The 12619-nt window shown below is 61.7% G+C and carries 15 protein-coding genes; all 15 read right to left on the bottom strand.

What is annotated here, in order from left to right; genetic code table 11:
• Window positions 1-17: 17 nt before the first annotated feature.
• A complete protein-coding gene (locus tag XI09_RS27730; RefSeq protein WP_271569662.1) occupies window positions 18-2096 on the bottom strand; it encodes a hypothetical protein in 2079 nt (692 codons plus the stop codon).
• Window positions 2093-2302, bottom strand: a complete 210-nt coding sequence (locus XI09_RS27725) for a hypothetical protein (protein WP_271569661.1) — start codon at window positions 2300-2302, stop codon at window positions 2093-2095. The genes XI09_RS27730 and XI09_RS27725 overlap by 4 nt, the downstream gene beginning before the upstream one ends.
• A gap of 167 nt (window positions 2303-2469) precedes the next feature.
• On the bottom strand, window positions 2470-3081 hold the full coding sequence (locus XI09_RS27720; protein ID WP_271569660.1) for a hypothetical protein: 612 nt from the start codon (window positions 3079-3081) through the stop codon (window positions 2470-2472).
• Window positions 3082-3104: 23 nt separating this feature from the next.
• Window positions 3105-3314: a hypothetical protein gene (locus tag XI09_RS27715; protein ID WP_271569659.1), complete on the bottom strand. Its 210-nt coding sequence runs from the start codon at window positions 3312-3314 to the stop codon at window positions 3105-3107.
• A 2-nt stretch (window positions 3315-3316) separates the two neighbouring features.
• Window positions 3317-4222: a hypothetical protein gene (locus XI09_RS27710; protein ID WP_271569658.1), complete on the bottom strand. Its 906-nt coding sequence runs from the start codon at window positions 4220-4222 to the stop codon at window positions 3317-3319.
• A gap of 222 nt (window positions 4223-4444) precedes the next feature.
• Window positions 4445-4660, bottom strand: a complete 216-nt coding sequence (locus XI09_RS27705) for a hypothetical protein (protein ID WP_271569657.1) — start codon at window positions 4658-4660, stop codon at window positions 4445-4447.
• Window positions 4657-4959 (bottom strand): hypothetical protein, encoded by a 303-nt coding sequence (locus XI09_RS27700; RefSeq protein ID WP_271569656.1) that lies wholly within the window; start codon window positions 4957-4959, stop codon window positions 4657-4659. Before XI09_RS27700 ends, XI09_RS27705 begins: the two co-directional genes overlap by 4 nt.
• 692 nt (window positions 4960-5651) lie before the next feature.
• Window positions 5652-6884: a virulence-associated E family protein gene (locus XI09_RS27695; protein WP_271569655.1), complete on the bottom strand. Its 1233-nt coding sequence runs from the start codon at window positions 6882-6884 to the stop codon at window positions 5652-5654.
• A complete protein-coding gene (locus XI09_RS27690) occupies window positions 6881-7651 on the bottom strand; it encodes a bifunctional DNA primase/polymerase (protein WP_271569654.1) in 771 nt (256 codons plus the stop codon). Before XI09_RS27690 ends, XI09_RS27695 begins: the two co-directional genes overlap by 4 nt.
• Entirely contained in the window at window positions 7652-8092 is a 441-nt protein-coding gene (locus tag XI09_RS27685; RefSeq protein WP_271569653.1) for a single-stranded DNA-binding protein, read from the bottom strand. It lies immediately after the preceding gene.
• Window positions 8092-8244: a hypothetical protein gene (locus XI09_RS27680; RefSeq protein ID WP_271569652.1), complete on the bottom strand. Its 153-nt coding sequence runs from the start codon at window positions 8242-8244 to the stop codon at window positions 8092-8094. Before XI09_RS27680 ends, XI09_RS27685 begins: the two co-directional genes overlap by 1 nt.
• Before the next feature lie 266 nt (window positions 8245-8510).
• Window positions 8511-8747 (bottom strand): hypothetical protein, encoded by a 237-nt coding sequence (locus tag XI09_RS27675; RefSeq protein WP_271569651.1) that lies wholly within the window; start codon window positions 8745-8747, stop codon window positions 8511-8513.
• Window positions 8748-8847: 100 nt separating this feature from the next.
• The gene (locus XI09_RS27670) at window positions 8848-9468 is read right to left on the bottom strand and encodes a hypothetical protein (protein WP_271569650.1); all 621 of its coding nucleotides are present in this window, start codon (window positions 9466-9468) and stop codon (window positions 8848-8850) included.
• Entirely contained in the window at window positions 9465-10793 is a 1329-nt protein-coding gene (locus XI09_RS27665) for a tyrosine-type recombinase/integrase (protein ID WP_271569649.1), read from the bottom strand. Before XI09_RS27665 ends, XI09_RS27670 begins: the two co-directional genes overlap by 4 nt.
• Window positions 10794-11195: 402 nt before the next feature.
• Window positions 11196-12539, bottom strand: coding sequence for a DUF6056 family protein (locus XI09_RS27660; protein ID WP_271569648.1), 1344 nt, complete (start codon window positions 12537-12539; stop codon window positions 11196-11198).
• Window positions 12540-12619: the final 80 nt, after the last annotated feature.

Here is a 12619-nt window from a genome sequence, read left to right as displayed (position 1 = left end):
TTTGTCATGCTACTGGCTCAGTTCGGAATGTTGACGGTCCGGAAACCGGCGCCGCCGCTGTTCGCCGCGCCGGCAGCGATGCCGGTCGGAAACCAGTCTACAACGTTGGATGTGTTCACCAGCGCCGTGCCGTTGCCGCTGCCCGACATGGCCGACAGGCGAACATTCGGCGGTCCACCGCTCGCAAATGTGTCGATGCCATAGCGCTGGTTCGAGACAGCATTCAGGCCATAGAGCACAAGATTTTGCGTGTTCGATGGGCTGCCCAAAACGCAGAAGCCGCTACCACCTGTTGTCGACAACGTGCCGCCGTTGCCGGAAGCTGAAGCCCCTACAACTGTGATGTTGGTGTTTGCGCTAGTAGCTGCGTCTGGTTCGAAGTCGACGCCACATTGAGTTCCGTCATTGTTGGTGTTGCTGGTTGAATTAAAAAAGCCACCGATGATGACCATGCGGTCCACGCCGACCACAGACATCCCGGTGCGATAGTTGCCAGACGCTTCCAGATTCTCAAGGAATACAAATGCGGACTTGCCCTGGCCACCGCCGGCCGTAGTTCCTCCGAAATAGAAGCCGTCTACGCGCCAGTTGATCGACTTGGTATCGCGCACATGAACACGGGTCGCGCTGATGCAGTAAAGGCCAGCGCCGCTTCCGAGGCTGTTGGTCTGGTTGACACGATTGCCGTCGAGTGTGCCGCCAAAAATATTGACGACGTCGACCGGGCCGCCAAGTTGCGTCGTCGGTCCGCAGACGAGGCCTGAGTTGGCGTTGCCGCTGTTCTTCAGTTTCAGCGTCGCGCCGTATGCGTATATCGTCGTTCCGCTGGAAATCGACAGCAGGCCATTGAAGATGCATGTGCGGCCGGCAGGGATCCAGCCCGTGAAGGCATTGGTCTTGATGCCGTCGAGCCATGCCTGCAGCGCCGTCGAATCGTCGGTTGTGCCGTCGCATGCCGCGCTATAATCCATCGGCGTTTTGGTGCCGAGATTGGTGGACGTGCTCGCAGACTTCGTCGCGACGGACCATTTCGAGATGCCATCACTGCGGAAATCAAGGCGGCCACCGGAGATTGCTATGACTGCAGTCGTGGAGGTCGTGCCACCAACAATCGTGTCGGAGCCGGCGCGCTGAACGGTCAGCGTGTTGCTAGACGACACCCCTCCCGCAAAGTCCGCGACCACAATGGTCTGGCCAGCGTTGACGGAATTGGCTGCCGGCAATGTCCAGATGCGCGCCGCGGTGAAAGCGGCATTGGTGCCGACTGTCCGGTCCGTGGACAGGATCGTGTAGATGCTGTCGCCGCGCGGCGTGTACTGGTCGATGTTGAGGCCGGAGGAGCCGCGCGCAGTGGCCGCGCTGGTCTGGCCTGTGCCACCCTGGGTGAGCGCGAGCGGAAGTCCCGTGCCACAATCCTTGATCACCTGACCGGTCGTGCCGTTGAAGCAGGCCAGATCGTTATTGATCGAGCTCACCGGCCCAGTGACATTGCCGGTCCCGCCGCCGACCTGCGAATATATCGCGACGCCACCATTGGCATCGAAGCCGAGTATCTTGCTTGCGCGGTTGCTCGCGGACGGCAGCACCATCGGCACCTGCGTATCGCCTGGCGGTGCCGTCATCGTGCGGATCAGCGCATCCCACTGCTCGCGGTTCTCGGCGACAAGGTCGGTGATCGCGAGGTTGAGGTCACGGGCGGCGACGCCGCGGTTCTCGCCAAACTGCGATAGGCGACGAGGGCGGCGAGCACCGACGATTTCCACCGTTCCGGTCTGCGCAGTCGTAAATGTCAGCACCGCGTCGGTGATCGGACGCGGGATCGTCGCCAGCGGTCCCGTCGGGCTGGTGATGGTCCAGTTTCCGGACTGCGGGACCTGCACGCCATTGACCCAGACCTGCACCCAATTGCCTACATCGGTGCTGTCCCCGAAAATTGCGAAGTTGATATTGCAATTGCACGTCGAGGCGGTGATCGAATAGCTGGTGCGCCGTTCTGCATCAGGCAGCGTCGGCACCGGCGGCGGCGATTGTCCGAATGCCGGCGTGAGGCTGGCGGACAGCGCAAGCGCGAGAATAACGCGGCGGATGATGTTCATGCCGCCACTCCACTGTCGTCCGCGTCGAATTGCGGAATCTCTGCGAAGAAGAGCGGATGAACTTCGACATCGCCGGCTAGCCACTGGCCAGCATCGGCCTGGCTGCCGATGAAAACGGGATCGAGGGGCCCAGAGCCCGACCGCAAGAGCAGTGGTCCGGCACCGCGTGGTGCCTGTTCGATGGGATGCCAATTGGTGTTCGCCACGATCGAGGTCTCCAGAGAGCCGTACCGGCCGGAAAACCCTGCGCGAGCGGGCGAACTAAGCGTTCACCGGACGGCCCTCTGAAGATTTGGAAAGAGCGTCCGCGCAGCCCGTTTCCGACGAGCAATGCGCGGATGATGGCGAGGAAGGAATGTTGACCGCAACGCACTCAGGCGCGGCGCTTCACCTGAACGACGTGCAGATGCGAGTGCGTTTCCGCGGCCTTGCGCGACGAGGTCTTCTTGCCTTTCGGCTTGTCCTGCTCATGAACGAGCACGGGTGGCACCGGCACAAGGGGCTCTGGATTGGCAGCGGGCTCGGTGGCGATATCCGCTTGTTCCGGTAGTCGACTGGCGTTCATTCCGAAAAGGAGGTGATCGACATCATCGCCGAGGAACAGAGCGAGCTTTGCGCCGAAGTCCTCAAGGATCTTCGGCTTGGCGCGTCCCATCGCGTGTTTGCCAATGCTCGGACCACCCATACGGACATTCGTGAGGTCTCTGCCTTCCCAGCGTGCCTTCTGCCGCGCCTCTGCCTCGGGATTCGGCATCATGATGAACTGGATTGCGAACAGCTCATTGAGTGTGTCGAACAGCATGGGTGACAGGGACTTGGCGCGGGTGGGCCCCAAGCACTTGTCAACATGCCCTCTCGTCAGCCCCGCGCGCGTATCGCAAAATTCATTCGAGAGCCCGCGCGCCACTCTTGCCGCAGTCAGTGCCTCGAGCAAATCACCCTCTGTTCGAACGATGATGCCTTCAGGAAAGTCCGCTGTGCTCATGGTTCACCGCGCATTTTCTGTCCTCAATGCAACAGCAGGGCGGACGCGGCGGCAATATCCGTTCGCGTCGTGGCCAGCGGAAGATTCTTTTCGAGAGTTTTGGCAAGATGCGCCCGGCACATCGGGATGCCATCCCAACCGCGAATCGGCGCCGTGCTGATGCCGTCGATCCAGCAGAAACAACAGCGGGCCGCGCCTTCATCGGGTGGCGGTAAGGGTGCCATGCTGCCCATTGTTACCGCATCCGCCCGGCGCGCTGTTCCTGGGCGTAACGCCTCTGTTCAAAGCTCATGTTCTCGTACCCGGGGATTCCGCCGGTGTCCGGCGGTACGCGGTGCTGTTGCGAAAACGGGGCAACGCCCTGCGAGGTAAGCCTGCTCATGATTTTTTCGTAGAAGCGCAAATGCGCGTCGGTCACGATCGTGGCGCGGATCGGTTTGGCGTCCGCTTCGCCGACTTCTGCCGTAATCCAGCGCCCCACCGCGTCGACCCGTTGCGGTGCGTTGACGCCTGCCTTGGTAATCTCGGCCCGCGCTCTTTCTGCCAGCGCTGCTTCCTGGCCGGTGACGTGCGCCGCGTGCAGCGAGAGCAGTTGCGAAAAATCGTCCTGCGAAAGTCCCTTGGCATGTGCCCAATTCCGGGCCGCCACGATGCTCGGGTCGCTCGCGTCAAATTTGTAGTCGATGCCCTCCGGAGCCTTGAAGTCGGCGGGAAGCTTCGCCTCGTATTTGTCTGGCGTCGGCGGGATCGTTGCCTTGCGCAAGTCGTCGAGCGCCTGGCGCTCCATCATCGTGGCGACCTCGGCCTCGGATAGTTCGTACTTGCCGACCTTGAACTTTTCGCCCGACGGCGCGGCCGGATCATCTCCCGTTGTTGCCGCTGCGGGCGCCGCATTTCGCGCCTCGGTGGCCTCGCGCTGATCTCGTGCGGGGGAATGACCTCGCGCCCGCGGGTTCTCAGGGCCGCGCAATTGGGCATGTCGCGCCTCGGCCGGCAATTCTGCCCATTCCTTCGATCCGACCGTTACCCGTTGCGCCGGCGCCGGGGGCGGGGGCGGGCTTGCCGATGGGCCGAGCTCGCCAGAATCAGACGCGGGCGGCGCTGCGGTGGATCCCGTGATGTTGCCAAGGGTCTCAGTCATTGCTCACAACTCCCGGGACAATTCAAAAGCGCTGTTGGGTGGAATTGATGCTGGGCGGGCTCTTCGCAATCCGGATCGCTTCCCGAGACGTCTCGGTGCCGCCGTCTGAGGGCGGTCGAACGGGCTGCGCGCGCGAGGGTGCCGGTGATGTGAACGTCTTGATGGGCCGGGATGCCGGCGCGGGCGGGTTGGCGTGTCGAGTTACCTTGATGGGCATCGGTGTCACTCCTTCAGCGCGCCGACGACCGGCACGGCGCTCAGTTCAGCTTCGCGTCGGACAGCGGCTTCCGCCTTTTCCAGCGTCTCTGCAGTCCACGGCTCATAGGACCATTCGAGCGGGTGGTTCGACACCGCGGCCGCCGCGTCGACGCCATTCATCACCGTCGCGCCGGTGGCCCGGTGATAGACTGTGCGCGGCTGGATCAGCGCCTGGTTCATGTGCCCCTCGGCCGGTTGGCAAGCTCAAGGGCCGACGGCGTCCGGAAGTGGGTGCGATCGAAGCCCGGGCCGGGTCCTTTGATCGCGTCCTCCGAGAATTCAAAATATCCCACGACGTGACCGCCCGAGCACTTCAACTCACGCTGCTCGGGCTTGTCGATCGGCGCACCACTCGCAATGACGTGCGCAGCACGCTGGAGAAGGTTCTTGACCTCGTTGGCTTCCGATGCCGCCGTTTCGCCAAATGCTCCGGTGCGGCGGGTCAAGGTCAGGTGGAAGAACGGCGCGGGCTCAGACATTTTCGGTGCCTCCAAAAATTTCGGCCGGTAGCCTCCCTGGGGACCGGCCACCCCAGATGACACGCCTCCGCGGCGCTGAAGCTCGGATGTTTGCGGGCGAAAACTAAAATCGGGTCGGGGACTTGAAGGCAGAAACCGCGCGAACGATTTACCAGCGTTCGAGTTCGGTCGCCGATTTTCCCCCCGGGGGTCCGCCTGGCCGCGCTCAGAATTGCGGGGGGCACCCCCGGCCTCGATCCGGCGCCGACTGATACTGCTATCGTTGAAGACGTGGTTAGCATCGCGCGCGAAATCCCTTCCCATGGTCTTCCCAATGTTCGCTCGGCGAAGCACTGACGGGCACAATTTCCGTGATTTGCAGCAGTTTTTCAAGTGCGACCAGCAGTCTTATGCACTGCCGGTGAGGCCATTGGCCGGGTGCGAAGCAGATGCAGCTAGGCAGATCACACTCGTGAACGCGAAGGTGAGGGCGAGCTAGACAATTCGAGCCTCGACCGCGTGAGCACGACACGTCCCAACGTGACCTTTCCAACCACCCACCAGACCTGACCTGACCTAATATTCACAACGTGTTGGTCGTAGATTTCACAGTCCCTATATGGAATATCGGGTGTGGTCGGGTCTGTCGGGTGTGGTGAAAGGGGCAACCTGTCTTTGTGTGTCCTTGTTTGGCCGACATCCATTCGAACGGGTCACGTTGCTATCCACCACGTTTTACCCTGCCAATCCTTCTTCTCTTTTCGCCAGCCGATGCGCTCCATGGCAGCAATGATGCGGTTCTGTTCGGCCCTTCCGATGCGCGGGGTTTCGATGTGCAGGGCTTCCTTGGCAATCTGACCGACGGTGACCTTTGTGTTGGTCCTTAGGTAATCAGCGATGCTGTCTTCCCAGACGTCCGTCTCGTAGCGCGCAGACTGTTCGGGAGCGATGTGCTCGCGCTCGAAGTCCTTGTCGGGCCACCATCCATCGCCGTCACGATAGCTCTGCACGGCCTCTGCGAAGAGCTGATCGCGATCTAGGGCGAGGGCTTTGACATTGATCTTTCCCGCCTTGATTGGCCAGAAGCGGCGGCCGCCGGTTTCGTCGCGCAAATAGGTGTCCCGGTTGGTGGTCCCGATGAAAACGCACTGGCGCGGCTCGATCACTTCCTTGCGGCCGTAGCTCGGCCGATAACGCTCGACTTGGCGTGTGATGAAGGCCTTGAGCAGTGTGGTCTCGGCGCGGTTCATCGCGTGCATTTCCGATACTTCGATCAGCCACTTGCCCCGAATGTGCTGTGAAACGTCTTTACCCGCGGCTACGTCCGGCAGGTTGTCGGAGAAGAATTCCCCGCCCAGCACTCGGCATGCGGTTGACTTGAGCGTGCCCTGCGCTCCCTCGAGGACAACCATGTGGTCGGCCTTGCATCCTGGCTCAAAGATCCTCGCGACCATGCCCACCATGAACATTGCCGAGATCGCGGCCGCATAGTCGGTTGCAGTAGCGCCGAAATAAGCCGTGAAGAGCGTCGAAATCCGAGGCACGCGGTCCCACGTCAGATTGCTCAAATATGTCCGGACCGGATGGAAGTGACACTCGGCGGCGCGGATATCTACGGCCTGATGAATGACATCCTTGCTGAGCCGGGTCAGGCCGAGATGCTGTAGCCGTTCCTGCACCACGCCGACGTCGACATCGTTGCAGGGGCGAGGGGAGAAGTCGGTTCTCTCCGGCTCGATCGGGCGCATGAGCATGGCCACGGACGCCATGTCGTCATGGGCAAACGAATCCGGCATCTCTGCGCGCAGGCCGATTAAGGCATTCGCCAGATTCGGTATCGGCTTCCCTGTCTCGCTTTTGATGCACTGGTCGAGCCATTTGGCGCGGCTCTGCTTCTTCTTGCGTGCATTGCTGACGAATTCCACGAGAACATTGTCGGTTGTCATCGAGCCCCCCGGAATGCACTCGCAACCGTTCGCTGTGCTTCTTGTGAAGAAAGGCCGGCTTGGCGGGCAGCCTCGACGGCGAGGGCGATCGCGTCGCCCTGGGTGATGACGGCCTGCTTCACGAGCTCGGCAAGCCTGGATGCGCCCCAAAAGGCAATGGCGTTGCGTTGTCCTGGCTTGCCGGTGGCAACCGTGGCGACGATGCCCTCGATCTTGCGGCGGGCCGCCGATTCGGAAATGGCGGCTCTGTCGAGCATTGGCGGTGGCGGGCTCGGCTTTGGCTTTGCCATATCGAGCAGCCATTCCGGAGCCTCGGCCAAAGGGCGAGGGTGATCAAGCCATGCCCCGGGCTGCCACACGATGATCGAACCGCCTTCGGCGCGGACGTCAACGCCGAGCGCGATCCGACCGGCGGAGTTGCGCACGCCTTCCACATGCCGGAAAAACAGATGCAGGCCGCCCGATCGTGTTGTCTGCTGGCGCGTTTCGGGCAGATAGGGCGCGTGGCGCTCAAACCATTCGGCCGCGGCTGTGTGCTTGGTGATGTCCAGGTCGAGCACGAGCAGGTCGGTGACCTTGCCGGTCGGCACTCCGAGCAGCGGGCCCGGATGGTCCCGCCATAACTGGCGGACGCCGGCCGTGTCGGTCGTAGCGTCCTTGAAAGCGTGCGGGCAAGTAGGCCGCTTGCTGACCGCAATCGGGAACACCGGATAGCCGGCGGCTGCAAGGCGAAGCGCGCTTTTTAAGGTCCCGTTCGCGTTGCACATTTAGCGGACCTCCGGCGCAAACGGGATGTCGTCGTCGAAGCCGGCGGCGCCGGCACTGATCGGGGCATTGTCGCTTGTTGCTGCGCGCGAGCGTCCCAAGCTTGCCGGCCCCGGCTTATTCTGCTTCGGCGGCTTGTTCTTGCCGATCTGGCTGAGGCGGCAATGCCAGGACATCACCGACAGGCCGTGGCGCTTGCTGCCATCCTGGGCGGTCCATTCATCGAGGCCGAGCTTGCCCTCGACGTAGAGGCGGGCGCCCTTCACCATCTTGTCCGCGACTGCGATGGCTTTTTCGTCGAAAGCCATCACGCTGACCCAGGTGACGTTGTCGCCTTCGCCGACGCGTACGTTGAGCCGCAGATAGGACTTGCCTGAGCCGGATATCTTGCTTTCGGCGTCACGGCCGAGCGCGCCGAAGAATGCCGCTTCGATGGCGCTCATTACCGCACCTCGTTGGTAAGCTCGCGCGCGGCAAGCAGCGCTTCACGACGGGATCCGAAGAGCCATCCGTTGGAGCCGAGAATGACGAACCATCCACCGGGACCGTCAGGTGCGATGCGCGGGATAAGGGGACGAATGATGGCGGAGGTCATTGGCACCACCCCCAACGGATCATCCGAGGAAAGGGCCTGAGGCCGATCGCCATGCGCGCCCGGGCCTCCCGCTTGGAGTTCGTGCGGCGAAAATATTCGAGCGCTATCTCGCGGCCGATTGCCTCGCAAATGCGAGCGCGTTCCTGAGGGGAGGGCGCGGTTGGTGCGTTGCGGCAGATTGATGATTGAGATTTATGCATGGTCGCTGATCCCGAATTGCTGATCCGAAAAAAGAAAGCCGCCCTTTTGCCGAGGGCGGTGCTTTCTCATGCTGCGTTTGTCGCGAGCTCGCCGCGGTTCAGCTTGCGGAGCAGGCCGACGTTGCAGCCCTTTTTGCCGACGCTGAGCGGGAAGGTCGGAATCGGCGGATTGCGGCGCCACGTGCGCTCCGACGTGCCATTCGACAGCGCGGCCAACTTGATCGGCACCGCGGCGCTGTCCGGCAGGTGATCCAGGCGCTGAAGGGCGACGATCTCGGCGGCGGTGAGGGGGCGGGCACTCATGGTTTCACGGCTCCATCTGGTTAAGATGGACGTGGTTGTGCCGTGGTGTCCGATTGCATCGCCAGATTTCCAGATTTCCAGCAGCGTGAAAGCTGGAAATCTATTTGCCTCTCTGGCTGAAGACGGTCGCGCCCGGCGGGCGTCTTAATTTTTTAAAAGCGTCTTCCTCGCCGATTTTCTGAATCTGGATCTGTGCTGCACCGAGGCCAGCAGTGGCAAGGCGCTGTTGCACCACTTTCCCAAGTTCTTTGATATTCGGAGGTTTGGCCTTTTGTCCCGCCGCTTCGGCATATACTGCGGCCACTTCCGTGCGAATTCGAGCTTCCGAAGCTGGACGAGCTGCCGCCTGTTCATCCGGATCCGTGTCCGCACTTGGCCGCTCACCTGCGCCGATAGCAGTCGCGCTTACTTCAATAAAAAGGTCAGTCGCCATCAACGTCACCGGATGTAAGCCGTGGATCGTTGAAGCCTGCCAATCAATGCGGTCGGGGGTCAGGCGGGCGGGCCAGTCTCTTGGAAAGCGGCGGCGCTTCCATTGAGTCGGGAAGCCCTGTACACGAAACATCGTCTGGGCAGCGTAACCCTCTGGATCAGCCCGCAGCTGATCTTGAATAGCGCGGATCAGCCAGGCTTCCGCGCCGGCTTCTTCTAGCGAAAGCACCGAGACAATCCGCGTCTTTGCCTCGCTGAGCCTAAGCCAATTCGGCTGATAGGTGCTCATGATGCAGCTCGCTCCATCTGGATGACGTTGTTCACGATCGCATCGAGATGATTGGCCCATCGGCGAAGGGCGACAACGCGCTCTCGCAAATACATGGCGCGGTTGTAGGTGCCTGCGACGCCTTTTTTGCCGCTGCCCGCGCTCGAAATATGATTCAAGATCGCCTCAACAACATGCGGCAGCACGTCGAGATCGTCGTTCATCTTGGTTGACATTGTCCGGCGCAAATCGTGCGGCCGCCAGTGTTCAAGCGATCGTCCCAGATCCTTGGTGATGCGCTCGTCGAGCCTATCCTTGCACCGCGACCAGCCCGAAAAACCACCCTGACCGATTCCAAAAACATGTTCGCGCAGCTTCCCATCGGCGTTTGCGCGCTCCGGCCGGGCATCGAGTAGGGCCTTCGCCGGGGCCGACAACGGAACGAGGTGAGGGCGCTTGTTCTTCGTTCGCTCGCTCGGCAAGTCGATGGCATCGATTTCGAAGGCCGGCAGCTCGGGAATACCGTCCTCGCCACGCTTCCTGGGAACCTCGACTTTGGCAATCTCGGTGCGGCGGAGGTTCGCAATTTCGTCCGCGCGCTGACCGGTGAGCATCATCAGTTTCAAGATCGTGCCGTGGTCGTCGTCGCCCGCGTGCTTCCAGATCAAGCGGAGCTCGAAGTCTTTCAGCACTCGCTCGCGGCTGGTCTCCTCCGTCTTGTTGGTTCCGATGACGGGGTTGCTCTCGGCGACACCTTCGCCCATGGACCACGAGAAGAAATCCGACAGGGTCGACCTGACGCGATTCGCTGCCACGGGTCCGCTGTTGGTGCGGACGACACCGAGCAGCTCGGCGATGTCGCGCCGGGTGATCTTGTCCGCCTGCAGGCCGTGAAGCGGTTTTGCGTGCTTGAGGATGTGGCGCTCGACCTCCTCGTAGGAGCCGGGCCGGGTGGCGGCCTTCTTGGCCGCCAGGAACTTTTTGGCGACTGCCTCGAATGTGTCCGCCGCGCGCTTCCGGCTCTCTGTCTTGTCGCCGGCCGGATCTTCGCCCAGCTTCACCCGGGCGTGCAGGTGCGCAACCTGTTCCCGAATGCCGAGCTTAACGGTGTGCTCCCGCCGGCCGTCCTGGGCGCGCTCCTTGACCGTCTTGAAGCTCTCCGGCGTCGCCGCGCCAAGGCTCATACGGCGCTGCTTGTTGCCGATGGTATACTGGAAGACCCAGCTCCTCGAGCCGCCGGCGCGGACCCTGAGGCCGAAGCCGGGAATGTCGTCGTCGAAGAAAACCTTGTCGGTTTCGCCGGCCTTCAGCCGCGCTGCTCCAAAGCCTTTCGCCGTCAGCTTCATCGATCGCACCCCTTGCTGGGAAGACCATGGGAAGATGCAGGCTGGCCGTGGTTGGCATTTGGTGTCCGTACCAGACTGCTGGTCTGGTAGGAATCTGAGTGATTTATGAGGGCTTTGCTAGTCTATTTGTCATTCAGTGGCCGTCTTTTCCACCGTCGCCGCCTGCTTTGGGTACTGCAGGTCGTTGGTTCGAATCCAGCTGCCCCGACCAGTCCCGACGTTGAATCTCCTAAACTTTTTCCCTGTGATTCTGACGTGATTCTGACACGCGGTTCTTACGCTGTTCCGTCTTCATTGCTCGGATGGGTTGATGCCGCGCATTCAACGAGCTCATTCCGCTGCCCGGCCTGGAAGCCGGCCAATCCCGCCGGTGGATTGGGCAGTCATCAATCTGCGGGAGGCTCAACGACGATCAGCTCGGCTTTGCCAAAATATCTGGCGATGCACCCCGTATTCACCATCACGTCGGCACTCAGCAGCAGAGACGGCGTCCATCGATGCTTCGGCACTGTCACGACCGAAGCGCTTCGCAAGGAGCCGGTGCCGCGCGACTGTTTCCCGCCAGTACGGGTACAGGCTCGATCCTTCCGCGTAGACCAGGAACGCCGTTTTGCTGAGCAGGAACAATGCTGCGACAAGAAAAGCCAGGGCGATGGGAAGGCGTCCCGAGCTGAGGGACGAGATGGTCCTGCTCTGCGCAATCATCCGCTCCAGCGGACTGCGATAGGTTCGGACCAGTAAGGAAGCAGACAGGCCGGAACCGAAAAGAAGCAGGATCAGCGCTTGGTTTTGCGCCCGTTCAACCAACCGAATCCCCGTCGAATAATAGTGCGCGAAGTATTCGAGGTAGCAACAGGCCAGACAGAGAACGATGATGCCGGGCGCCAGGAAGCGCGCACGGGGATGAGCGGCCTCGGACCGATTGGGGATTGCGTACGTCAAGGCGGCGACGGCGACCAGCCATGCGATCACCGCGGGCTCGCGCAGGAATTGTCCGAGTTGCACCATCGCGAAACGCAGCGCCTCGAGGAGCGAATGGCCGATATGGCCCCTGTCGGCGAACTGCGCCATACGTGCGGTGTTGCCGTTGGCTGCAACAACGACCACCCAGCCAGCCGTGACGGCAATTGCGATCAGCGCGTGAGCGCCGATCTGCATCTTCTGGTCAAGCATGCGACGCGCGACGATTGAGCCCACGAGAATCGCGACGAGCCATATGCCCGTAAACTCGTTGCACAGAGCTGCAACGAAGCCGCCGGCCGCCATGTAAAGGATCGCACCGGGCGAAAACTCCATCTTGTCATCGAGGGCCCGAAGGCACTCAGCCAAAATCAGGATGCAAACGATCGCGGGGGGCACGTAGCAGGCCACGCCGGGCAGCCAGTAGAGCAGATCACGTACGCTCGTCGAAGCACCCAGCACCGCAGCGGCGAAAACGAGACCGAGGAAAATCGATGGCAGCCCGCGAATGCGCGGCCATGCTCGCGCTACCGCGGCCATGCAGCCGGCGAGGAAAGCAACTGCGCCTGTTGCCATGGTCAGAGAATAGGCGGACAGCAGACTCAGGCCTGTCGCTTGCGCGATGGCAGCGGGAATGTCGATGAGGCCATAGGGTACGATCCGACCTCCGAGCTCCCCGTAAAAGCCCCGGATCGAGATCAGCCCCTGCTCGACATAACGGTACGAAAAGCAGAAATCATCGTGCTGTGGGTCTGCAAAGACCGTCAACACAAGGAAGAAGAGCACTAAAAGCGCGGGCGGGAGGGCAGCAAGAACCCAAAGCCACCGAGCTCGATCGTAGTGCCGCCCCATTAAATTACCCAACG

Source organism: Bradyrhizobium sp. CCBAU 11386 (assembly GCF_028128955.1).
Taxonomy (GTDB): Bacteria; Pseudomonadota; Alphaproteobacteria; order Rhizobiales; family Xanthobacteraceae; genus Bradyrhizobium.
The sequence above is the reverse complement of the archived record's forward strand: the minus strand, read 5'-3'. Positions and strand labels throughout refer to the sequence as shown.

Excerpts from the sequence above, each read along its gene's own strand:
- XI09_RS27665 (WP_271569649.1), bottom strand. The coding sequence starts at position 10,793 with ATGAAGCTGACGGCGAAAGGCTTTGGAGCAGCGCGGCTGAAGGCCGGC.
- XI09_RS27730 (WP_271569662.1), bottom strand. The coding sequence starts at position 2,096 with ATGAACATCATCCGCCGCGTTATTCTCGCGCTTGCGCTGTCCGCCAGC.
- XI09_RS27715 (WP_271569659.1), bottom strand. The coding sequence starts at position 3,314 with ATGGGCAGCATGGCACCCTTACCGCCACCCGATGAAGGCGCGGCCCGC.
- XI09_RS27705 (WP_271569657.1), bottom strand. The coding sequence starts at position 4,660 with ATGAACCAGGCGCTGATCCAGCCGCGCACAGTCTATCACCGGGCCACC.
- XI09_RS27710 (WP_271569658.1), bottom strand. The coding sequence starts at position 4,222 with ATGACTGAGACCCTTGGCAACATCACGGGATCCACCGCAGCGCCGCCC.
- XI09_RS27720 (WP_271569660.1), bottom strand. The coding sequence starts at position 3,081 with ATGAGCACAGCGGACTTTCCTGAAGGCATCATCGTTCGAACAGAGGGT.
- XI09_RS27690 (WP_271569654.1), bottom strand. The coding sequence starts at position 7,651 with ATGTGCAACGCGAACGGGACCTTAAAAAGCGCGCTTCGCCTTGCAGCC.
- XI09_RS27675 (WP_271569651.1), bottom strand. The coding sequence starts at position 8,747 with ATGAGTGCCCGCCCCCTCACCGCCGCCGAGATCGTCGCCCTTCAGCGC.
- XI09_RS27670 (WP_271569650.1), bottom strand. The coding sequence starts at position 9,468 with ATGAGCACCTATCAGCCGAATTGGCTTAGGCTCAGCGAGGCAAAGACG.
- XI09_RS27685 (WP_271569653.1), bottom strand. The coding sequence starts at position 8,092 with ATGAGCGCCATCGAAGCGGCATTCTTCGGCGCGCTCGGCCGTGACGCC.
- XI09_RS27680 (WP_271569652.1), bottom strand. The coding sequence starts at position 8,244 with ATGACCTCCGCCATCATTCGTCCCCTTATCCCGCGCATCGCACCTGAC.
- XI09_RS27700 (WP_271569656.1), bottom strand. The coding sequence starts at position 4,959 with ATGTCTGAGCCCGCGCCGTTCTTCCACCTGACCTTGACCCGCCGCACC.
- XI09_RS27695 (WP_271569655.1), bottom strand. The coding sequence starts at position 6,884 with ATGACAACCGACAATGTTCTCGTGGAATTCGTCAGCAATGCACGCAAG.